Origin of the sequence: Arcobacter siniprincipis (SeqCode), assembly GCF_048571125.1 — a bacterium.
GTDB lineage: Bacteria > Campylobacterota > Campylobacteria > Campylobacterales > Arcobacteraceae > Arcobacter > Arcobacter siniprincipis.
This window is the reverse complement of the sequence record NZ_CP182343.1, coordinates 607,788-631,004: the sequence shown is the minus strand read 5'-3', so window position 1 is coordinate 631,004 and position 23,217 is coordinate 607,788. Positions and strand designations below refer to the sequence as shown.

Below are 23,217 nucleotides of genomic sequence, written 5' to 3'. Positions count from 1 at the left end.
ATAGTAAAAGAAAAAAATCAAGTATAGGAGACAACCGTAGGGCGTCAGTAGCCCTACGGTTGACAAATCAGTATATTGGATTATGCGCACGCGTCAGAGCAAGTTAAAGACCTAAGGAAGAACAAATGGAAGAAAATTATAAAGAAACAAAAATTAGGGTAAATAAATATCCTTTTTTGTTGTGGTTATGTTATGAAAAAGAATTAGAAATTGATTTTTTAAACAAAAAAGTTAAAAGCGACATTGCAGTATCAAAAATTGAAAAAGTATCAAATTGGAAAATTTTTATTCTGAAATATTTCATCTTTATTTTTTTGATTTTATCATTTGGAATTTATCCAATTAATTTAATTGAATTTGGGATATTTATAGGTTCAATTTTCGTTACAAGTATAAGTTATTTTGTGTTAATTAAATTTACAAAATACTTTATAAAATATCTAATTTTAATTACATTGACTGGATATTTAATTATTTTCAATTACGCTGAACATATTCAATTAGTTGACCTATTTAGCGTCTATACAACTGAAATAGTAATTACAGCGATTTTGATTCGAGATATTATTTTAAAAAAATATCAAAATTACTATTATTTAAAAGATATTAAGAAGAAAAATAAAGTGAATATAGCAAAAAAACATAACAGACCACTAATTCCATTTTGGAAAAATAAAGGACTTTTCCGAATTCAGAGAGGGTTTAATTTAGGTTTTAACTTTTCTATTGGTGGGTTTTATTTTAGGATTGAAAATGAAAAATAAATTATTATTATTAATATTAAGTTCAATTGTACTATTTGGTGATGTAACTCCAAATGATGTTATAAATGATGTTATAAATGATGTTGAAAAAACAGTTAATGAAGCTACTAAAAAAGCAAATGATAAAACAAACTTAATAGTACAAACAAATCAATATATAAAAAATATGGTAGGGCAAGATAAATGTGTTCTTGCGTGTCCTGAATTTAAAGATGATTATTTTGGACGAATTGCTAACATTGATGTACAAAATGGAAAAACTCAATGTTATGTGTATGATAAACAAACGTCAGATTCTATTTTGGCAATAGTGACAAATATTTCTAAACCATGTTTAAAAAGTTTTAAAGATTTAGAAAAGAATGTTATTCCAATTATGGCACAAAAATCAAAAAGTCAAATGAGTTTAGATTCTTATGAAGATTTAAAAAAGATTGAAGATAAATATTATAAAAATTACACAGATGTTGGAGCGGGACGTGAGTTCATAAATGTACCAAAGTATATGATAGCGGGGCTTACAGTTGATAATGAAATTATTGATGTACCAAATACTCTTAAATTTAATGAAATAAGATTAAATCCCAAATATACTTTATATCCTAATTCAAATGCTTTTAGTGAAGATAAATTTAGAAAAGAAATACAAAAAAACAATACGTGGCTATATAATAAATGGTTGGGAGTAAAAGAACTTGTAGGACTTTATGAATTACCAATTCCAAGTGAAATACAAAGAGTTGCTAGTTCTAATTTGGTTAGTTCTGTTAAAGCTATTTTAACTAATTCGGTTATTTTTATTATGAATTTTTTGAATGAATATAATGAAGTTATGCTTATTGGTAAAACATTTATTCTCTTCACTGTCTTACCCATTACAATAGCTATGGCAGTACTAAATAAAGTTACTAAACAAATATCTCAAGTAGCAGATTTTGAAGATATTTCAGAAAGAATTTTACTTGGAATTGGCATATTCTTTTTATTCTTTTTTTCAACAACAAATATAAAAACAGATGATGAAAATTCTAAAATGAAAATATCACAAACAAGTTTTCACCAAATGATTCGACCAATTTTTTACAAAGGAGCAGAAGTTGGGTATTTAGTTGGACAAAGTGCTACAAAAGCGTATTTAAAATACAAATTAAGAGAAGTAGGACTAGCTCCACTTGATATAATTAATTCAACTAGAATTGCAAATGAAAGATTAAAAAACGAACAAAATTTTTTAATCAATAAAGCTTTTCCATTATGTGAAGCTACATACAAGACTGATAATTTAAAACAAATTGTAGGAAGTGCAATTGGACTAAATCAAACTTATCCCCCTAGTGAAAATGTATCAAGATATAGCAGTATAATTGGTAAAGAGATTACTAAAAATTTTTACAATTCTAATTTTATGAAGAATCCAAGTGATTATAAAAGAAATGGAATAATGAGCCTTAGCGGTTGTTATAATTTAGAACGTAAAATATTAGAAAATAAAGAACAATTGAAAAGTTATGAGTATCTAATTGAGGGATATAATCTAGCTAGTAAAGATAATACATTAAAAAAACAAATAGAAATGTTAGCAAATATGCAGTTTAGAAATGATGTAGAGTTAGGATTTACAGCGTTGCCTTTACTTGCAACAACTTCAATAATAATTGACAACATTGGAATTTTCAAAAACCCCAAAGGTGACAAACTAAACCAAGAAGAATTATTAAAAGATTATCGACAAAGTGGTGGCTATGAAATTGGAAAGATAGCAGAAGGAGAAGGACTATTGACCTATCCAATTAAATGGATAGTGTCAAACATGAGCTACATGATGCTACCAATGGCCGCGGGCATAGAAAATACAATCACTAAATTGTTGAAAAATGAAGATTCTCACAATAGTTTTAAAGGGATTATTTCAAATGCAGTTGAAAGTTTTTCAGGGCTTAAGACCGGTATTTTTGGTATTGGAAAAGAGCTAATAGGGGCAGTGGGAGGAAAGCTGTTAAGTAATGAAAAAATTGTTACTGTGATTGCGGTTTTTTTAACTATTCTAATTATGATGTATGTTGTAAGTTATTTGCCAATAATTGCGATTGCAACAGCTTCCTTTTCTGTAATATTTTTTTATTATTTGAGTATTGAACTCTATTATTTGGTAATTCCATTTTTAGTGGCTTTTGCATTTGCTTCAAATCAAGCAGAATTGATTAAAGGATTCATGAAAAATGGGCTTATATTAGCATTTAAACCTATTTTAATTGTTGTATCTGTAGTCATGGCTTTATTTGCAAAAGAGTTCTTTGAAAACATGAATTTTGTATTAGTTAATTGGCAATTTGAGCCTATGTTTGCACTTACTAATGGTGTAGATATTAGCACCCTTGACGGAATATTAAAAAACGGAGCAACATATGCTTTTGCAGATTTTGGACTTGTTTTTTTTAAAGGCTTCTTAATTCTATCAAATTCAATAATTGGCGTTATAGTTGTATTTTATTTAGTTTTAAACGGCGCGAATATGATACTTGATATGTTTGGCATAAGAGATGGGTTTGATACGCAAACTAGTATTGGAGCAAATGTTGAGGGCAGAACTAGTCAATGGCATAACCCAATTTAAAAGGAATCAAAATGATAAAAATAAGAATAAAAGAATTTACACAATCATTTTTTTTAGTATTTATTATATGGATCTTTTTTGACCACTTTTATATACAACCAAGTATAAATGAAAATAGAGAATTATTCGATAGTTGGGATAATTTTATTAAAAATTTAGGCATGAATTATTTACATATTTTTGTAATGTCATGGATTTTGTTTTGGTATATATTTGTTAAAGATAACCAAAAAATATTAAAAAAATATAGCAAGAAAGAAGATAAAGAAAATGACAATAATAACCTCAAATAAAAAAAGAATTGAAGCAATTAAAAAAGCCTATGGAGTAATAGCTGTACTCACTAATAAATCTGTACTTATTACTAATACTGATGAAGAAATTACAGCATGGTATATCAAAGGCCTTTCATTTGATGAATTAGTGAATACATTATCAAGTGAAGAAATTGAAAGATTATATGACAGCGGATTGTAGTAGATTGTGGCGGGGAGTTCCCGCATAAAAAAATTGTATCCCCTTGTGGGTAAATTTTCGCCACTTATCTTTGTTTACAAAGGATAGTGCGCACTATCCTTTGTCAATGACAAAATAGTAGCGATTTACTACCCGCAAGGGGATACGCAAATAATTAAAAGGAAACAAATATGCAAAAGGAAGCAAAATCATCTATCAATTTTAAAAAAGCAAATTTACACAATTTTGAACACAATGATAGAAGTGAAGAAAAAATGGCAAATACAGTGTTCAAAGAATATTCACACCTAAATCAATTTAGTATAAATGCCACAAGAGGTAAAAATCTATTTAATAATTTATATAAAAATACTATAAAAAAAGTTGTTGGGAGAACAAGAAAAGCAAATAAGAAAAATTGTTTATGGGAAGCATTAGTAAATATTAGACCAACAACAAAGATGGAAGATTTACAAAAATTACAAAATTTCATAGAAGAAGAATTTGGATTTAAAGGACTTCAAATTGCAATTCACAAAGACGAAGGACAAGAAGAAGATGGTAATTTAATTAGAAAAAATCATCATGCTCACATATTATTTTTCACACTTGATTTAAGTACTGCAAGACAAATGTTCAGAAGAGAATTTTTGACGAAAAAAAGGCTAAGTTTTTTGCAAGATAAAACTGCTGAGATTTTAGGAATGGAGAGAGGACATAAATCAATTATGAGTCCTAAAAAATTTGAAGAAGTTTATAAAAAAGCTTTAAATGAAACAGATAATTTAAATGATTTCAAACAACTTTATCAATCAACTCTAAAAAAATATTTTAAAGAGTTAAATGATGGAAAAGCTGAAAGATTAGAACATAAACCCTATAAAAAACATGTAAAAGAATTAGAAAGTGAAAAAGTTAAAGTAAAAGATTTAAAAGATGAAATTAAATCTCTAAGAGAAGAGCTAAAAAATAAAGGGCTAGAAAGAGAAGATTTCAAAAAAATTGAGGATAAAAATAAAGAACTTTTATCACTGGTAAAAGAAAAAAATTTATCAATTGAAGAATTAAATCATGAAATTAGATCACTGAAAAACGAACTATTAAATAAAACAAAAAATGAAACAAAATTAAAAGCAGAAAACATTAATTTAAATACAAAAGTAGAAGATTTAATTTATATTACTGAAGAGGTTAGAAACGACTTAAATATAACACTTGAAGAAAATAAAATTTATGAAAAAGTAGTAAAAAAATATGAAAAAGAAATTCAAGAATTAAGAAATAAAAATGCTATGTTTTTAAACCAAAATGATAATTTGAATTTGTTAATTAAAACATTAAAAAGTGAGCTTGAAACTTTCAAAATTTCTAATAATTTTAAAAAAGAAATTGAAGAAATTAAATTAGAAAAAATTCCAGACACTTCACACTTAAAAAAAGAGGCTAAAAAAAGAGGAAATTTAAATTCAAATAAGTATAATTAAATTAATCACTAACAAATTGAATTTATAAATTTAATTTGTCACAAGGAATTAAATTTGAGAACAATTAAAATCACCCTACCCTTAGATACATTTATAGTTGGTACATCAAATGAACAAAGTTTTGAAGAAGCAAAAAAGATTATTTGTCATGTTAGAATGATGGACTACGTTTGGAATAATAATGGATTTAAAATCTTAAATATCTCAAATGATTCAAGAGTAGATTATGAAGTAGATTTTACGGATAGTTATAATGAACTATTTGAAAATGAAGATATAGTTACTATGCTTTTATCTGAAAATGGAGCAGAAAATTATATTAAAGAAAGTGGTAAATATTTAGATAAATATGGAAATAGAATTTAGATAAATGTTACCGCAATATATTTTTTGATGTATTTCATAGTGAATATATATTATATACGGGTAACATTCTATTCTTTTATCATATATTGAGATAATAATATACTATATTGCGGTAACAATTAACTTTATATACTATATACGGGTAACAATATACTATTTTAAGTAAATACTCTTTATTTCATATTGTTATATTAATATATATTATATTACAATATGAAATGATTTATTTAACTAATAAAATACTAATTGACTTCTCGAACTATTCAAAAAATAGATGCCAGAATATACTATTTAACTTAAATAGAAATGATATTTATTATGCTAGGGGACAGTACAAAGGGTATATCTATATAAGTAAGATAATCCACTTTATAATCCAAAATAGAATTAAAATTAAGCACAAAGAGTTATATAACTTTATTAAAATTCAAAAGAATAATTTATTAGGAAAATATCATAAAGAAAAAATGTACATTCAAGGGATATTAGATAGCCTATATGATTGTTTGAATTACCTATCCAAATAAGTTATACTATACATAATTAAAAATACTTTTTATCTAAAATATTCTTTATAATTTTTTGATAAATATAGTAAAAGAACTATATAGCAAAGCTTTGTGATTAACAATTTAAAATTGTTAATCATACATTTAAATATTAATTAACAATTTTAAAGTGTTATTAACATATTTTAGATACAATAAAATTATGAATAATCTTGAATTTGAAGAAAAACTACTCCTTGCTGGGATTTCAAAAGAAAAATTTGCGAAACTTACTAATATTCCTATATCAACAATTAGAAATTGGACAACTAAAAGAAATGGTAAAGAAAGTAATTGTGCAAAATGGGTTGAATCATACTTAGACTTATTTATTCAAAATAAAGAAAATAAAATATATATAAATAAATTAATTAAAGAATTAAAAAATGAAAAATGAAAAGTATACATTTGTAGATTTATTTGCAGGATGTGGAGGTCTTAGTGAAGGATTTTTACGAGAAAACTTTAATGGGTTATGCCATGTAGATTTTGATATCAATGCATGTAATACCTTGGCAAATAGATTGAAAGATTATAATATACCAAATGATGAGATAAAAAAGACAGTATTACATAGAGATTTAACAAAGCACAAAAGTGTAGAAGATATAATTAATTGTATTGATAAAAATGATGTAGATGTAGTAATTGGTGGGCCACCATGCCAAGCATTTTCTACAGTTGGAAGGGCTCAAGACCCAAACTCTATGAAGAATGACCCTCGAAATTATTTGTATAAACACTATCTTGAAGTTTTAAAAAAGACTCAACCTAAAATTTTTCTTTTTGAAAATGTTGTTGGTTTATTATCTTCTAAACCTGAAGGGGAAAAAATATTTCCTTTAATAATAAAAGAATTCCAAAATTTAGGATATGAAGTTTGTGAAAAACCTGAAGTAATAGTGTTAAATTCTATTCATTATGGAGTTCCTCAAATAAGAAAAAGAGTTATATTAATAGGGATAAAGAAAGAATTAAAGATTAATGTAGAAAACATTTATAATCTAATTGAAAAAACTCATTATGCTCCTGATGATATTATAAAGGAAGGTTTAAAAAAATATAGAGTAATAAAGGATGCAATTTCAGATTTACCTTCTTTTTTACCTGGAGAAGGTAATGAAGAAATAGAGTTTAAATCTAATAGTAAAAATGATTATGTTAAGATAATGAGGAAAAATAATTGTGATAAACTATATAACCATGTTGCAAGAAATCATAATGATTTAGATAGAGAAAGATATAAATTATTAAGTGAAAATAAATGGCAATTAAAAGATTTAGAAAAAGTTCGGCCAGAATTAATTCATTATGACCCAAAGCATTTTGTAAATAGATATACCGTTCAAGACTTTGATAAACCTGGAAGAACAGTAGTTGCACATTTATATAAAGATGGAAATTTATTTATCCATCCTGATTCAAAACAACAAAGAACATTTACAGTAAGAGAAGCAGCACGTGTACAGTCTTTCCCTGATGATTTTAAATTTATTGGAGCAAGAACTCATCAATATAAACAAGTTGGAAATGCTGTTCCGCCACTGATGTCATATCAAATAGCAAGAGCAATAAAAAAAGTATTGGAGAAAATTAATGGCTGAAAAATTGTATTGGAATACGCCCAATGTTCAAAATATTACAGTTGAAAATGTTGATACTTGGTATAATAAATTTATATGCAAAGTATATGGAATAGAATATAAAGATTTGAAAAAAATTTGTATAGAAAAATTTGATAAAGAGGCAAATCAGGATTATTTTGGACAAATTCTAACCCCAATAAATTTATTAGGCTTATTACAATATAAAATAAATGGAAATGACTTTATTGTTGAAGAAAATGAATTTATTGTAAAAAATATAAATGAGCATAAATTTATAGAGGTTTATTTAGAATATTTTTTATCGTACTTTCAATATCCAAGACACAACGTTAATGATGATAGAGGTAAAATTGAGATAAGAAAACCATATATTTTGATTCTTATATTATTGAAAAAGCTATATGATAGAAACCCTGATTATGCATATTTAACTAGAAATGAATTTTATTATTTATTTAATAATAATGATAAACCATATAAAAATTATAATGATATAAATGATGAATTAATTGACAAAATACTAAAAAATAATCGGGAATTTGGTAAAACTCAAATTGATATAAGTCTTAGAGCTGTATCCTATGACCTTGCATTGTTTAAAAATTCTTCAATTTTAACATTTAATAGTTCAGATTATGAAGACATAGATAGTTTTGAATTTGGGCTTTCTAAAGAATACAATACTCTTTCAAAATTAGAATGGCTCATATCTGAAGAAGTAATAAATGACGTATTTGAATTTGATAGCAATGTTACTGCTACAGATAAAAGTGTTATTAGTAAATGGGCTAATTTTATAAATAATCAAGAAAGATTTGAAAATTGGAAAAGAAATGTTTATTATTCAAATGAGAAAAGTGAGATAGGAGAATCTGGTTTAGATAGTGGAATTGAAAGTGATTCTATTGAAGAAGATGAATTCGTTACCCCTTTTAATCCAGAAGAAATTTCAATTGACTCAAAAACAGTATCATTAGATAGTGTACTTAGAAGAATGAAACAAAATAGTATTAGATTAACGCCACCTTTTCAAAGAAAAAGTGTATGGGATGATACAAGAAAAAGTAGATTAATAGAGTCTATGATGTTGAAAATACCTTTGCCAATGTTTTACGTATCTAGTGATAAAAAAAATAATTGGGATGTTGTTGATGGACTTCAGAGAATTACAACAATAAAAGAATTTATTTTAGGAAAATATGATAAAAAAAATGAAAAATATGATGAAAAAGGTTTTAAATTAAAAAATTTAGAATTTTGGGGTAGCCTTAATGGACTTAATTTAAATGATCAGAAGTTTCCTGGAAAACTTTTTAATAATATAATGGAAACTGAATTAAGTTTTACAGTTATTAATCCTGATACTCCAGAAGAGGTTAAAAGAAATATTTTTAAAAGGATTAATACGGGGGGAATGCCTTTAACATCCCAGGAAATTAGACATGCTTTATATCAAGGTAAATCTACATTACTTTTAGAATATTTAGTTGAAAATAAGTATTTTATAAATGCTGTTGATTTCATAGATGACAGTAGAATGGCAGGAAGAGAGTTAATATTAAGGTTTTTAAGTTTTTATATTAGAGATTATGTACACTATACAAAAGATTCGAGTATGGATAGCTATTTGAGTAATACAATGAGAATTATTAATATTTTGGAAGATATTTCTTTTGATTCATGCAAAGAAGAATTTAAAAATGAAAAAAACATTGATTTTAATGATATATATATGTCCATAAATAAAAAGAATATTGAACAGTTAATTAATGATTTTGAATTAACAATGAAAAGAGCAAGAAAAATATTTGGGATACATACGTTTAGAAAATCTTTTCCAGGGAAAAGAAGAACTCCAATTAATAAGACACTTTTTGAAGTATTTGGGAATTTATTATTACAATTAAGTGAAAATGAATTTGAAATATTATTAAAGAATAAAAATGAATTTTTAGAAGAATATAAAGAAGAGTTTCTATTAACAACAGAGTTTTCACATATGATAGGACGAGATTCTCATAGAGCATCTTCTGTAAAAAAACGTTATAGTGAGTTGTCATCACTTATAAATAATTATATTTAAAGGAAAAAATATGTATTTAAGTCAGTTAAACTTAAAAGATTTTAAGTCTCATGAGGATAATGAAGTTAAGTTTAAAAATATTACTTTATTGACAGGATTGAATGGTGCAGGAAAAAGTAGTATATTTCAGTCATTAAGAATGATTTGGAGACTTTTACATGAAGGAGACTTAGTATTAAATGAATATGGTGAATTATCAACATTAAAAAATACAAATAGTAAACAAAAATCTTTTAGTTTAGAATTACTTTTTTCTAAAGAAAAACAATTAAAACTAACTATAAATTTAGAAAACAATACTATCGAATATAGTGGTTCTTTGGGATCATTAAAAAAAGAAAATATTCACTTAATATATCTTAGTGCTAATAGATTAGGACCAACAGAGTTTCAAAAATTAAGAAATAGTACAACTTCTTTATATAATAATGTAGGAATTAATGGCGAATTCACCTTGGATATTTTGTCAAAATTTGGGGAGGAAGTATTACCCGATGCATTTAAAAAAGATGTTGAAAAACAAAATACAATAATCAATCATGTTGAGAAATGGCTTCAAGAAATCTCTCCCAATGTTAAACTTGAAACAGAGTTAAATAAAAATATGAATGTAGCTTCTTTCTCAATTAATAGTTATACCCCGTATAACGTAGGTTTTGGAATAAGTTATACTTTGTCTATTCTTGTTCAATTAATATATTCTTTATATTTATTTGAACAACATAATATAAAGTCTGTGATTCTAATAGAAAACCCTGAGGCACACCTTCATCCAAAAGGACAAACAAAATTAGCAGAATTTATATCAAAAATTACTAATTTTGGTATTCAAATTATAATTGAAACACATAGTGATTATATTTTAGATGGTTTACGGATATCTGTCAAAGATAAAGAGATTGAAAAAGATAAAGCACAATTACATTATTTTGAACTTGACAAAAATTTAAATACAAAAGTACTTTCTCCAAAAATAGGAGAAGAAGGTCATTTAGATGAATGGCCAGAGAATTTCTTTGATACATCTTTAAATAATAAAATGAGATTAATGTGAATTTATTAACCCTGAATACTTTGAGCAATGAGAACATTGAAACTAATGAAGAAGTTAATCAGTTGCTTTTTGAAATGGCATTGAGTATAAAAAAATTTTTAAGCTTTGATGATTATAAATTGAGTCGTTTTTATACTGAGGAAAAAGATATACTTGAATTTGAGATTATTGAGAACTATAAGTTTAAGGATGCAATAAAGTCTTTAAAAAGAGAAGTCCTTGAACCTTTTTTTCTTTTTCTATCAAGAAAATGTAATACTGATTGTTTGAATAAAATGACAGATAATGAAATGGAAAATATTTTAGATGGAGATTTATATTTTGATGATGAGCCATTTCATGGTCAAAAATATATGATATTGTCTTATTGTTTAGAAAAAAAGACTTTTTTACTAAGTTTTGGAAAGAATAGATGGTTAAATTATAAGGTTATTGCTAATAAAACACAAAAAGATGGTTTATCAGAAAAAGTTATTCTAAATAATATTGCAAATAAGGAGCATGTAGTATCTCATTATAATGATAAACTACTTGCACAACTACCTCAAAGAAATATTTTTTATACAATTGAGTTTAAGAAACTATATCTATCTGATTATTATGCAAGTTCAAGAGAAAAGATTATTGATAAAATAACCGAAGCTATAAAAAGCCAATTTAATATTGACGGGTTTTTAATAAAAACAATTACTAATGATATTTGGCAAATAAAAATTGGTACGATGGGTGGACTTCAACAGTCAGCTATTAGAGTTTTATTTAAAAAAGATGGTGATAGGGCATATATTCTTCATATGTTTACAAAGCAAGGGGGAACTACATATAATTATACTCCTGAAATTAGTGTTGCAGAAAATAACTATGCAAATATAGATAAGGGTTTATTGTGAAATATAATTTCATAGATTTATTTTGTGGAGCAGGAGGTTTTGCTAAAGGTTTTGAAATGGCAGGATTTCAATGTGTAGGTGGTATAGATAATGTACAGGCAGCGGTTGATACTCACTCTTTTAATTTTCCTAATTCAACTTCAATTTGTCGTGATATAAGAACTATAGAGCCTGAAGAGTTTCATGAAATTATAAATAATCAAAAAGTAGATGTAATAATTGGCGGGCCACCATGTCCTACATTTTCTACTATTGGTCATGCGAAAATTCAATCAATTAATAGAATACATGATAGAGATATTACTGATGACCCAAGAAATGAACTTTTTATGGATTATTTAAAATTTGTTAAATATTTTCAACCTAAAGTATTTATAATAGAAAATGTTCCAACTTTTATGACTAAATATAAAGGTGAAACTTTTAAAAGAGTTAAGGAAATAATAGCAAATGATTTACCTGAATATGAAATAGTTGAACCAACACAAGTATTAAATTCTGTATTTTATGGTGTACCTCAAATAAGAAAGAGAATGATGTTGGTAGCAGTGAAAAAAGGGTTTGATTTTAAATATCCAGAAGCTACGCATTTTTATGACGAATCTTTAAGCACGAGAAGTATTAGTACTTTTGAAAAAGCAAAAGAACTTAATCATACAAGTTTACCATTATATACAAACATTAAAACTGCTCTATCCGATTTACCAAAAATAACTGATAATTGGCGTATAGATGAATGTGAATACGCATATCATGATAATTTAAATTCTTATCAAAAGTTGATGAGAAAGAATACTAAAAAAACAGTTAAAAATAATATTTGTAGAATGTCTAATGAAAGGGCTAAAAAAGTTTTTTCATATATGAAAGAAGGTGACATATATATGGATTTACCTAGAGAAGTTAGGCAAATATTACCATTTAGGGAAGATATTTTCAAGGATAGATTAAAAAAACTAGTTAATACAAATCCATCATGGACTGTTATTGCACACATAGGTATGGATGGATATATGTATATTCATCCAGAAGAATTACGAACTCTTTCCGTTCGTGAAGCAGCTCGACTTCAGTCTTTTCCAGATGATTTTGTATTTATTGGGAATCAACAACAGACGTATGTTCAAGTAGGAAATGCTGTTCCTCCTTTGTTATCATTCGCATTAGCAAAAAGTGTAAAAAAAACATTAAGTTGATTGATTAAGTTTAAAATAAATTGACATATTATGAATAATTATAAGAAATATAGTTTATATAAATAAAGAATAATAAGTTTTTTGTAATTTGTGTCCTTAAATTGTGTCCTAAGGATAGAAATAAAGTTTATTGAAGTTTTTCAAAGTGTGGTGGTACCGCTAGTCGGACTTGAACCGACAAGACCGAGGTCACCGGATTTTGAATCCGGCGTGTTTACCAGTTTCACCATAGCGGCACACAAGCTAGTCTGTAAACTAGCTTGGGATTATATATTTTTATACATTAGTTTTTGTTTAAAGCTTTCAAATCTGTGTATGCAATTTCTAATCTTGCTATCATTGATTCCATTCCAGCTCTTAACCATTTTCTTGGATCATAATAAGATTTGTTTGGTTTATCTTCCCCATCTGGGTTACCAATTTGTCCTTGTAGATAGTCATGGTTTTTAGCTTCAAATGCTCGTACACCATTCCAAAAAGCCCATTGAGTATCTGTATCAATATTCATTTTAATTACACCATATTCAATAGCTTCTCTTATTTCCTCTAAAGAAGAACCAGATCCACCATGAAATACAAAGTTTACAGATTTAGCAGGAAGATTAAATTTTTCAGAAATGTATTTTTGAGAGTTATCTAAGATTTTAGGACTTAACATAACATTCCCTGGTTTATAAACACCATGAACATTGCCAAAAGATGCAGCAATAGTAAAATGAGGTGATACCTCTTTTAATTGCTCATAGGCATAACACACTTCTTCTGGTTGCGTATAAAGTAGAGCATTATCAACATCACTATTATCAACACCATCTTCTTCACCACCAGTAATTCCAAGTTCTATTTCAATCATCATATCAATAGTTTTCATTCTTTTAAAATATTTAACACAAGTGTTAATGTTTTCTTCTAAGCTCTCTTCAGAAAGATCTAGCATATGGGAAGTAAAAAGAGGTCTTCCATGTTTTGAATAAAATGACTCGCCAGCCTCAATTAAACCATCAATCCAAGGCAAAAGTTTTCTAGCAGCATGATCTGTATGCAAAATAACAGGTACTTTATATGCTTCTGCTAGAGCATGAACATGCATAGCTCCTGAAATAGCACCATATATTCCTGCATTATTATCTTTTAAACCTTTACCAGCAAAAAATTCAGCTCCACCATTTGAGAACTGAATAATAATTGGTGAATTAACTTTTGCAGCAGCTTCTAAAACAGCATTTACTGAATCTGTACCTACAACATTAACAGCAGGTATTGCAAAAGAGTTCTCTTTTGCATATTCAAAAAGTTTATGTGCTTCACTACCACTTAAAACACCAGGCTTAACAATATCTAAAACTGACAAATTTTTTCTCCTATTACTTAATAATTATTTTTGCATCTTTTTTAAGTTTTGCAACTTCTTCTTTTATAATTTTGGCATATTTTTCTTGAACAATTAATTTTTCTATGTTATCTTTTACTTTATCAAAAGGTAACACTTTTGAGATTTCTTTGTTCTCTAAATAAATTACATGATAACCAAATTGAGTTTTAACTGGTTTTTTAGTGTATTCTCCTTTTTTTAACTTTAAAGCAGCTTCTGAAAACTCAGGTACCATTTGTTTAGCTTGGAATTTTCCTAAATATCCACCTTTTGTTTTTGTTGGTCCTATTGAGAATTTTTTTGCTAACTCTTCAAACGAACCTTTTTTATTTTTTGCAATATTTAGTTTTGCAATAACATCATTAGCTTCTTTTTCAGTTTTAACTAAAATATGACTAGCTTCTAAAGTATCAGGTGTTTTGAACTTCTCTTTGTTCTTATCATAAAAACTTTTTTCTTCTGCATCAGTTGCTTTTACTTTTGAATACTCTTTTTGCATCCATAATTCTAATGCTAAGTCTTCTTTAATTTTTGACAATGCATCTTTATATTTTTCATCTTTTTCTATACCACTTTTAACAGCTTTTTGTGTTAATAGTTTTTTTTCAATTAATTGACTAATAACTTTATCTTTTGTCTCTTTTGGAAGATTTTCAAATTGAACATTTTGTCCTCTTAAAAGTTGCGCAACATCTTGTGTTGTTACATCTTCACCATTAACAGATGCGAAAGTTTCAGCTGCACTTAATGTTGTAGCTGTCAATGCGAAAGCTGTAACAATACTTAAAATCGTTTTTCTCATATAAAATCCTTAAATTAGTTATAAAAGATATTTTACCAATTTTTTATTAATATATAGTTAATGACCCATCATATATATGTGCCCTAAAAAGAAATTTAGTAATTTTCCTTAAAAACCCTTTAAATTTGAAATTATTTATGATATAATTCGCGAAAATTAAATTAAACTTAAGTTTAACATAAGAAAGTAAGGGACATAAATGAGAATTTTAATTATCGAAGATGAAATTACGCTTAACAGAACACTGCAAGAGGGCTTGACTGATTTTGGTTATCAAGTTGACTCAGCAGAAAACTATAAAGATGCAGAATATTTTATAGATATCAGAAATTATGACTTAATATTAACAGACTGGATGTTACCAGATGGTGATGGAATTGAGTTATGTAAAATTGTTAAAAACAGAAGTAGCAGAACAGCAGTTGTTATTATCTCAGCAAGAGATGATAAAGATAGTGAAATCGAAGCATTAAAAGCAGGTGCTGATGATTATATTAAAAAACCATTTGATTTTGATATCTTACTTGCAAGAATTGAAGCAAGATTAAGATTTGGTGGAACAAATATAATTGAAATTGATGAATTATCAATCAATCCTGATGAAGAAAAAATTCTTTATGCTGGTGAAGAGATTGAATTAAAAGGTAAACCTTTTGAAGTATTAACTCACTTAGCAAGACATAGAGATCAAATTGTTTCAAAAGAACAATTACTTGATGCTATTTGGGAAGAACCAGAATTAGTTACTCCAAATGTTATTGAAGTTGCAATCAATCAAATTAGACAAAAAATGGACAAACCATTAAATATCTCTACAATTGAAACAATAAGAAGAAGAGGTTATAGATTCTGTTATCCAAATACTGATGACGAACCTACAGCTTAATTAAAGAGAATTAAAAAGTGAATTTCAAAAGCATTTATAAGCAATTTTATCAAAAACTTATAATTGCTACTTCACTTTTTATAATCACCCTTTCATTTTTATTTTACGGTTATACAAAAGCTACAATTTATGAAGGCATCAAAGAAAGTCTTTTCAATGATGCCAAAATCATCTACCAAATAAGTGTCAATAACGAACAAACAGAAGATAACTTTAATATTATTACAAACTCTGGAATTATTGTAGATATTGTTACGATAGAAGATCTTACAGAAGTTAAATACAAAGATTATCGACAAGATGATAAATATTATATTGAAATCTTATATCCATTTGATCTTAAAAATCACAAATTTATCAAAATAATAAAAAATGTTGACTATGCAATCTCAATGCTTAATAAGATATTTAATAATGTAATATTACTCTCTATTGGTGGATTGATTATGGTTGTTTTATATGCATTTACAGTATCTAAGACCCTTTTAAGACCAATTATTCAAATAACTGATAAATTATCAAATATGAATGAAAACTATTTAACAAAAATAGATAAAAATGGACTACCAATAGAATTTCATCCATTGGCAAACTCTATTAATAAACTTACAAATAGAATACAGACTTTTGTTATGTTTAAAAAAGAACTTTTTGTTGGTGCTGCCCATGAGCTCAAAACTCCTCTTGCTGTTATGAAATTAAAAAATGAAGTAACTCTTATGAAACAAAGAGAACCAGAAAAATATCAAGAAACTTTAAAACTAAATATACAACAAATAAATGATATGAATAAAATGATTTCATCTATTTTAGATATAGGTAGACAAGAAGGTGCTCAATTTGAAAAAGCAGAAGAGTTAGATTTAGTTCAATATATGAAAAGAAAAGCAAATGACTTTAGAATGTTAAGTGCTGAGAAAAAAATAACAATAACATATTATGCAAGTGTAAATAACTTTTATACTTCTATTCAACCTACACTATTTAATCAAATACTACAAAACTTTATGCAAAATGCTATTAAATTTACACCCGTAGATAAAAGTATAGCAATAGTACTAGATAGAATAAATGATAAAGCCGTATTAACAATAACTGATGAAGGTATTGGTATTGATGAATCTATGGATTTATTTGCTCCATTTAAGAGATTTGGGGAAGAAAGTGGTGCAGGACTTGGATTATTTTTAGCAAAAAATGCAGCTGATGCTTTAGGTGCTAATATTACATTAAAAAATAGAACAGATGATAAAAGTGGAACTGTTGCAATAATAGAATTGCTAAACAATCCACACTTAAAACATCTAAGTAAACTTAAAACAGAGCCGCGTGCTCTATTTTAGTACATTTATTTTGTACTACTTTCATACCTGATTCTTCTGCTTTTTTAGCAGCTTCATTATTTACAAGCCCCAACTGGGTCCATACAGTATCAATATCTCCTCTTTTTATGCAAGCATCTACAACAGAAGCTATTGCAACTGGTTTTCTAAATATATCAACCATGTCTATTTTAAAAGGTATCTCTTCTAAACTTCTATAAACCTTTTCACCTAATATAGTCTCTTCTTTTGGATAAATTGGTACTATTTTAAAACCAGCATTTTGTAAATACCTAGCAACCATATTACTAGCTTTACTAGTATCAGGAGAAAGTCCTGCAATTGCTATTGTTTTAGTATTACTAAATATCTCTTTTATCTCTTCATTATTTGAATTAACCGTTGGAAATTCACACTCCATATTAGTTCCTTTTGTAATTATTGTTATATTAAACAATAATTAGCCTTATTTATCACTAAACTTTTTAGATGATACTGTTAAAAACATACCCAACTAAAATTATCCCAAAACCAACAATACTAAAAAAAAGTAGTATCAATTTAGTGTGTAAGACTCTTTTTAGTATCATAGCTTCTGGTAAAGATAGTGAAGTAACAGCCATCATAAAAGCTAAAGCACTTCCTAAAAGCATACCTTTTGAAGTTAGAACTTCAACTAAAGGCATTACCCCAGCTGCGCTTGAGTACATCGGGATTCCCAAAATTACAGCTAGCGGTACAGTATACCAAGCATCTCCGCCTGTATATTTTGCAATAAAATCAGTTGGAATATATCCATGAATAAATGCTCCAATTCCAACACCTATTATCACATAAAGATATATCTTTTTAAATATGTCAACAGTATAATCCCAAGCCTCTTTTACTCTCTGTTTTGCTTCAAAACTTATAGTTAGATTTTCGCAACATCCATCCATAGGTTTTATATCAAGCAAAATATATTTTTCCATATTTAGTTTTCCTATTACAAAACCTCCAACTATAGCGACAACTAAACCAAAACCAATATATATAGCTGTTATTTTCCAACCAAATAAGCCAAATAACATAGCAATAGCAACTTCATTATTTAATGGAGCTGATATTAAAAAAGAGAATGTAACACCTAAAGGAATTCTTGCTTGTATAAATCCTAAAAAAAGTGGAATAGCACTACATGAACAAAAGGGAGTTATGATTCCAAAAAGACTTGCTAAAATATTTCCTGAAAATTCTGACTTACCTTGCAGATAAGCTCTTACTTTTTCTACATTAAACCAAGTTCTTAAATATGAAACTACAAATATAATTACTATTAATAATATAAATATTTTGATTGTATCAAATATAAAAAAGTGTAGAGAATTTGCTAAATGTTCATTTTTATCTAAACCTAAAAAATTGTAAACAAAAAAATCAACTAATTTTTCCCAATAATAAAACATCTATTTCAAGGCCTCAATAATCTTAGGTAATAAAACCTCATCTATTTCTTTAAAAGTACTTTCAAAAGCTTCAAAACCTTTTCCATCTGGATCTTCAAAACCCACATGTATTTTTTTAATAGGTTTTGGAAACATAGGACAAGTTTCATTTGCATGATCACAAACAGTAACTATCAAATCATACTCATTATCAATAACTGTATCTAAAGTTTTTGAATGATACTCATCTTTCCAAATTCCCTTTTCTTCTAATAGTCTTTTTGCATTTACATTAACTTTTCCACTAGCTTTTACACCAGAACTATCAGCACTGATTCCTTCAAGTTTACTATTTACCAAAGCTTCAGCGATTATACTTCTACAAGAATTTCCTGTGCACAAAATTAATACTTTTTTATTCATTATTTTTTCCTTTATATTAGTGTTAATAAAACTATAAATAGTACAGGTGGCGTTACTATAAGCCCAAATTTACTATATTGCCAAAATCCAATTTTAACTCCCTTTTGACTTAAAACATGAAGCCAAAGTAAAGTTGCTAGGGAACCAAATGGTGTCATCTTTGGTCCTAAGTTACATCCTATAATATTCGCATAAGCTAAAGTTTGATTTCCTACATCATGTAGTGCAATATCCATTATCATAACTGTAGGCATATTATTCATAATTGCACTTAAAAAGGCACTAATAAATCCTGTTCCCATCACTGCTACAAAATCACTATGAGTACTTAAATCTTTTAAAACTAAAGTTAAATAATCAGTAAGTCCTGCATTTTTTAAACCATAAACAACTATATATAGTCCAATACTAAACCAGACAACCTGCCAAGGTGCAGTTTTTATTGTAAGCCAAGCCTTTGCTGATTTTGTATAACTTGCAATTGCTAAAAATATCAATGCTCCTCCTAAGGCAAAAAGTGAAATTGGTAAATCATATCTATCACCAATAAAATATCCAACTAAAAGTAAAGCTAAGAAAAACCAAGAAAATTTAAATAACATCTTATTTTTTAATACCTCATCTGGATTTTTAAGTAAACTTGTATCTATTGTTTTTGGAATATCATTTCGTAAGACTAACCATAAAACGATAATAGAAACAAAAGTACTCACAAGATATGGAATAAGCATATTTGATAGGTATTGCATAAAACCTATATTAAAATAGTTTGCTGTTACTATATTTGTAAGATTTGAAAATACAAAAGGTAAAGAAGCACTATCACTTATAAAACCACCAGCTAATAAAAAGGCTAAAATTGTTTTTGCATTTAACTTTAAAATTCTCATTTTTGCTAATAAAATAGGAGTTAAAATAAGTGCGGCTCCATCATTTGCAAATAATGCTGATACAAAAGAACCAAGAACTAAGGCATAAACAAACATCAAATGTCCATTTCCCTTTGAAAGTTTTGCCATCTTGATTGCACACCACTCAAAAAACCCTATCTCATCAAGAACCATAGACAATATTATGATTCCTATAAAAGCTAAAGTTGCATCCCAAACAATTCCTGTCACTATTAAAACATCATCTAAACTAACCACTTGTAAAACTAATGCAACTATTGCCCCAATTACAGCTGTTGTTCCTATTTGTAATCCCTTTGGTTGCCAAATTACAAATATCAAGGTTACTAAGAAAATAGATACAGATAAAATCATACTTCACACCCTTTTTCTAATTTTGGGATATCCAATTCTAAGTAGCTTATCTCTTTTATGATTGCTTGTCTAAAGATATCTATTGGAGTTCTAATACTATAGTATGCCCAGCGCCCTTCTCTTCTCAAACTTAAAAATCCACCATCTTTCAAAATTTTTAGATGTCGTGAAACCCTTGATTGAATCATATCAAATGAATTTTCAATGTCACATACACAAACTTCACCATTTATATCTATGAATCTTAAAATCTTAATTCGTGTTTCATCATTTATTGAACCTATTGTATTTAAAAAATATTCCAAGCTAGTCCTTTGTCATTTTGAAATTGTATCATATTTATATTTATATATCAAGATATATTGATATATAAATATAAAAAAAGAGTATTAGAAGTTTGAGTTTTACTCAAACTTCTTAAAAACTCTCCCATTCATCATCATTTGATTTAGCTGGAGTTATAATTTTATTTGATGTTGTTTCTTTCTTTTCAACTTTTTCAGTTTTTGTTTCACTCTTATTATTTAATGTGTTAACTGATTTTTTCTGATTATTAACTTTTTGCTCTTTTGATGCACTTTTATTTAACAAGATACTATTTATATCTTTTCCTTTTAGAGTATCTTTGCCAGCAAATTCTTTAGCATTTGCATTACTTACAATTAATTTAGAAATTTCATGGGTAGCCATAGCAATATTATTTGTTTCCGATGCTATTGAAGCATTTTCTTGTGTTTGTCTATCTAGATTATTAATAGCAGCATTTATTTGTTCTACTCCATCTAATTGCTCTTTACTTGCCATTTCTATATCTGATATTAAGTTAATTGTATGAGTAATATTTCCATTAAGGTTTTCATATCCATTAATCATATTCGTAGCGATATCTTTACCTTCATTTGCTTTGTTGGTTGCCCTTTCAACTATATTTTTTATCTCTTTTGCTGCTTCTGCACTTCTTGTTGCTAGATTTCGAACTTCCCCTGCAACTACAGCAAATCCTTTTCCAGCTTCTCCAGCAGTTGCTGCTTCTACTGCTGCATTAAGTGATAAGATATTTGTTTGAAAAGCAATTTGATCAATTACTGTTATCGCTTCATGTATTGAAGTAACTTGTGTATTAATCTCTTCCATTGCAATAGTAGTTTTATTTGCTAATTCTTCACCCTCATTTACTGATTTTGTAACAGCATTTGATAATTGAGCCATTTTTGCAATATTATCTGTATTACTTCGTACATTACCTGTTACTTCTTCTAATGCAGCTGCTGTTTCTTCTAATGAGGCTGCTGCTTCGTTAGAACTTAGATTTAATTTATTCATATTAGATAATAATATATCCGAACCACTATCTAGAGTTAATCCATTTACTTTATTTTCAGATAAAATATTTGTAATTGAAGTCCCTAAATCATTTACTCCATTGGCAAGTTTTAATAAATCTTTTTTAATATCATTTGTACTTACTTTATTTAAATAGTTATAATGAGTATACTCTTCAAGTACATTAAGAACTTTATCTATATTATTTTCAAGATTTTGTGCCATACTATTTAATACATTTTTTAACTGTGAAAGTGATGGATTTTTAACATTAGAATTTAGTCTTTGACATAGATCACCTTGTTCAAATTCACTTAATACTAATATGGTTTCATCAATTAATTTTCGATCTTCTTCAATTCCAATTTTAGTTTTTTCAATATTTCTACTTACAATTCTAGACATATGACCAAATTCATCTTTACAAGTAATAGGTGTAAAGTTTATTTCATCTTTCTCTCTATTTAAAAAGGCAAAAAAGTTTTCGACATTTTCATTTAATAACTTTACTTTTGAAACAATATCTTTACTAACCATAGAAAATGTACTAAATAAGATAATTAAAATAATTAGAATAATTCCAGCTGCTTTAATTATATTATCATTAAAGTCTGCATCAATATCATCAATATAAATTCCAGTTCCAATAACCCAACCCCATTGATCAAATTTTTGTAAATAAGATAGTTTAGGCACAAGTTCGTTACCAGACGCTTTTGGCCAAGTATATTTTATAAAACCATTTCCATTTTCATTGGCAACTTTTGCAAAAGCTTTAAACATATTCATGTTATCAAGTTTGTCAACTTTATTTCCATACTCTATACTAAAGGCATTGTCATATTTTTTATCCTCAAGCGTAGTATTAACTAAGGACTCATCTATTGGATGCATTATAATTTTTGGTGTTTCTTCTGAATCATTATTTATAAAAACATAATTCGTTTTGTCAAATCTTAACTTTTTTAATAATTCTTTTGCATTTTCTTTTGCAGTCTTTTCATCGATTTTACCATCTTTGAATTGCTGATACTCATTGTCAACTAAACTATATGACATCTCTACAAGATTAGTTAATTTTGCTTTTTTCTCCATTAACATTACATTTTTTTGATTAACTATAAAATAAGCACTTAAGGAAGCAATTGCAAAAAATGTCAATATACCTATCGATAATAACTTTTTGAAAACACTTAAGTTCCCAAATATCTTTCTTCCAATCATAATAATATCCTTATACTAATTTTTTAAATAATATAGTATAGATATTTAATTATAACTTATAAAATATTTGTACTAATTATAATAATTATTAGTAAAAATATAGTTACTTTATGA

22 protein-coding genes and 1 tRNA gene are annotated in these 23,217 nt (G+C 27.0%); 14 read left to right on the top strand and 9 right to left on the bottom strand.

Annotated features, from left to right (window positions below):
- The first annotated feature begins 125 nt into the window (after nucleotides 1–125).
- The 12 genes from ACNI3D_RS03245 (at nucleotide 126) to ACNI3D_RS03190 (ending at nucleotide 13,062) form a co-directional block, all read left to right on the top strand.
- Nucleotides 126–764, top strand: coding sequence for a hypothetical protein (locus ACNI3D_RS03245; protein ID WP_419768226.1), 639 nt, complete (start codon nucleotides 126–128; stop codon nucleotides 762–764).
- Nucleotides 754–3,378, top strand: a complete 2,625-nt coding sequence (locus ACNI3D_RS03240; protein ID WP_419768225.1) for a hypothetical protein — start codon at nucleotides 754–756, stop codon at nucleotides 3,376–3,378. The genes ACNI3D_RS03245 and ACNI3D_RS03240 overlap by 11 nt, the downstream gene beginning before the upstream one ends.
- Before the next feature lie 11 nt (nucleotides 3,379–3,389).
- On the top strand, nucleotides 3,390–3,671 hold the full coding sequence (locus ACNI3D_RS03235) for a hypothetical protein (RefSeq protein WP_419768224.1): 282 nt from the start codon (nucleotides 3,390–3,392) through the stop codon (nucleotides 3,669–3,671).
- The gene (locus ACNI3D_RS03230) at nucleotides 3,649–3,855 is read left to right on the top strand and encodes a hypothetical protein (protein ID WP_419768223.1); all 207 of its coding nucleotides are present in this window, start codon (nucleotides 3,649–3,651) and stop codon (nucleotides 3,853–3,855) included. Before ACNI3D_RS03235 ends, ACNI3D_RS03230 begins: the two co-directional genes overlap by 23 nt.
- Nucleotides 3,856–4,025: 170 nt before the next feature.
- Nucleotides 4,026–5,318 carry a hypothetical protein gene (locus tag ACNI3D_RS03225; protein ID WP_419768222.1) on the top strand — a complete coding sequence of 431 codons (1,293 nt, stop codon included), beginning with the start codon at nucleotides 4,026–4,028 and terminating at the stop codon, nucleotides 5,316–5,318.
- Nucleotides 5,319–5,372: 54 nt separating this feature from the next.
- A complete protein-coding gene (locus ACNI3D_RS03220) occupies nucleotides 5,373–5,684 on the top strand; it encodes a hypothetical protein (protein ID WP_419768221.1) in 312 nt (103 codons plus the stop codon).
- Nucleotides 5,685–6,395: 711 nt separating this feature from the next.
- A complete protein-coding gene (locus ACNI3D_RS03215; protein WP_419768220.1) occupies nucleotides 6,396–6,629 on the top strand; it encodes a helix-turn-helix domain-containing protein in 234 nt (77 codons plus the stop codon).
- Nucleotides 6,619–7,836, top strand: coding sequence for a DNA cytosine methyltransferase (locus tag ACNI3D_RS03210; RefSeq protein ID WP_419768219.1), 1,218 nt, complete (start codon nucleotides 6,619–6,621; stop codon nucleotides 7,834–7,836). Before ACNI3D_RS03215 ends, ACNI3D_RS03210 begins: the two co-directional genes overlap by 11 nt.
- Nucleotides 7,829–9,922 (top strand): GmrSD restriction endonuclease domain-containing protein, encoded by a 2,094-nt coding sequence (locus ACNI3D_RS03205; protein WP_419768218.1) that lies wholly within the window; start codon nucleotides 7,829–7,831, stop codon nucleotides 9,920–9,922. Before ACNI3D_RS03210 ends, ACNI3D_RS03205 begins: the two co-directional genes overlap by 8 nt.
- A gap of 10 nt (nucleotides 9,923–9,932) precedes the next feature.
- Nucleotides 9,933–10,976, top strand: a complete 1,044-nt coding sequence (locus tag ACNI3D_RS03200; RefSeq protein ID WP_419768217.1) for an AAA family ATPase — start codon at nucleotides 9,933–9,935, stop codon at nucleotides 10,974–10,976.
- On the top strand, nucleotides 10,973–11,866 hold the full coding sequence (locus ACNI3D_RS03195; protein ID WP_419768216.1) for a type II toxin-antitoxin system RelE/ParE family toxin: 894 nt from the start codon (nucleotides 10,973–10,975) through the stop codon (nucleotides 11,864–11,866). The genes ACNI3D_RS03200 and ACNI3D_RS03195 overlap by 4 nt, the downstream gene beginning before the upstream one ends.
- Nucleotides 11,863–13,062 (top strand): DNA cytosine methyltransferase, encoded by a 1,200-nt coding sequence (locus tag ACNI3D_RS03190; protein ID WP_419768215.1) that lies wholly within the window; start codon nucleotides 11,863–11,865, stop codon nucleotides 13,060–13,062. The genes ACNI3D_RS03195 and ACNI3D_RS03190 overlap by 4 nt, the downstream gene beginning before the upstream one ends.
- Before the next feature lie 151 nt (nucleotides 13,063–13,213).
- On the opposite strand, the gene ACNI3D_RS03185 is transcribed toward ACNI3D_RS03190, so the two are convergent.
- From ACNI3D_RS03185 to ACNI3D_RS03175, 3 genes are all read right to left on the bottom strand, one after another.
- Nucleotides 13,214–13,298, bottom strand: a tRNA-Leu gene (locus tag ACNI3D_RS03185).
- Between the two features lie 47 nt (nucleotides 13,299–13,345).
- Complete coding sequence (gene fbaA / locus ACNI3D_RS03180; protein WP_129100579.1) at nucleotides 13,346–14,413, bottom strand: class II fructose-bisphosphate aldolase; 1,068 nt, start codon at nucleotides 14,411–14,413, stop codon at nucleotides 13,346–13,348.
- Between the two features lie 13 nt (nucleotides 14,414–14,426).
- Nucleotides 14,427–15,236 carry a peptidylprolyl isomerase gene (locus ACNI3D_RS03175; RefSeq protein WP_129100578.1) on the bottom strand — a complete coding sequence of 270 codons (810 nt, stop codon included), beginning with the start codon at nucleotides 15,234–15,236 and terminating at the stop codon, nucleotides 14,427–14,429.
- 199 nt (nucleotides 15,237–15,435) lie between these two features.
- On the opposite strand from ACNI3D_RS03175, the gene hsrA reads away from it, so the two are divergent.
- Together hsrA and ACNI3D_RS03165 are read left to right on the top strand one after the other, a co-directional pair.
- On the top strand, nucleotides 15,436–16,122 hold the full coding sequence (gene hsrA / locus ACNI3D_RS03170; protein ID WP_013134419.1) for a homeostatic response regulator transcription factor HsrA: 687 nt from the start codon (nucleotides 15,436–15,438) through the stop codon (nucleotides 16,120–16,122).
- Between the two features lie 17 nt (nucleotides 16,123–16,139).
- Complete coding sequence (locus tag ACNI3D_RS03165) at nucleotides 16,140–17,465, top strand: sensor histidine kinase (protein ID WP_129100577.1); 1,326 nt, start codon at nucleotides 16,140–16,142, stop codon at nucleotides 17,463–17,465.
- Here the strand turns inward: ACNI3D_RS03165 and ACNI3D_RS03160 are convergent.
- The 6 genes from ACNI3D_RS03160 to ACNI3D_RS03135 form a co-directional block, all read right to left on the bottom strand.
- Nucleotides 17,437–17,865 carry a CoA-binding protein gene (locus ACNI3D_RS03160; protein WP_129100601.1) on the bottom strand — a complete coding sequence of 143 codons (429 nt, stop codon included), beginning with the start codon at nucleotides 17,863–17,865 and terminating at the stop codon, nucleotides 17,437–17,439. The genes ACNI3D_RS03165 and ACNI3D_RS03160 overlap by 29 nt on opposite strands.
- A 64-nt stretch (nucleotides 17,866–17,929) precedes the next feature.
- Nucleotides 17,930–18,889: a permease gene (locus tag ACNI3D_RS03155; RefSeq protein ID WP_419768214.1), complete on the bottom strand. Its 960-nt coding sequence runs from the start codon at nucleotides 18,887–18,889 to the stop codon at nucleotides 17,930–17,932.
- Nucleotides 18,890–19,291 carry an arsenate reductase ArsC gene (locus tag ACNI3D_RS03150; protein ID WP_419768213.1) on the bottom strand — a complete coding sequence of 134 codons (402 nt, stop codon included), beginning with the start codon at nucleotides 19,289–19,291 and terminating at the stop codon, nucleotides 18,890–18,892. It lies immediately after the preceding gene.
- A gap of 11 nt (nucleotides 19,292–19,302) precedes the next feature.
- Nucleotides 19,303–20,556 (bottom strand): arsenic transporter, encoded by a 1,254-nt coding sequence (locus ACNI3D_RS03145; RefSeq protein ID WP_419768212.1) that lies wholly within the window; start codon nucleotides 20,554–20,556, stop codon nucleotides 19,303–19,305.
- Nucleotides 20,553–20,861 carry an ArsR/SmtB family transcription factor gene (locus tag ACNI3D_RS03140; RefSeq protein ID WP_013134413.1) on the bottom strand — a complete coding sequence of 103 codons (309 nt, stop codon included), beginning with the start codon at nucleotides 20,859–20,861 and terminating at the stop codon, nucleotides 20,553–20,555. Before ACNI3D_RS03140 ends, ACNI3D_RS03145 begins: the two co-directional genes overlap by 4 nt.
- 112 nt (nucleotides 20,862–20,973) lie before the next feature.
- The gene (locus ACNI3D_RS03135; protein ID WP_419768211.1) at nucleotides 20,974–23,103 is read right to left on the bottom strand and encodes a methyl-accepting chemotaxis protein; all 2,130 of its coding nucleotides are present in this window, start codon (nucleotides 23,101–23,103) and stop codon (nucleotides 20,974–20,976) included.
- Nucleotides 23,104–23,217 lie beyond the last annotated feature (114 nt).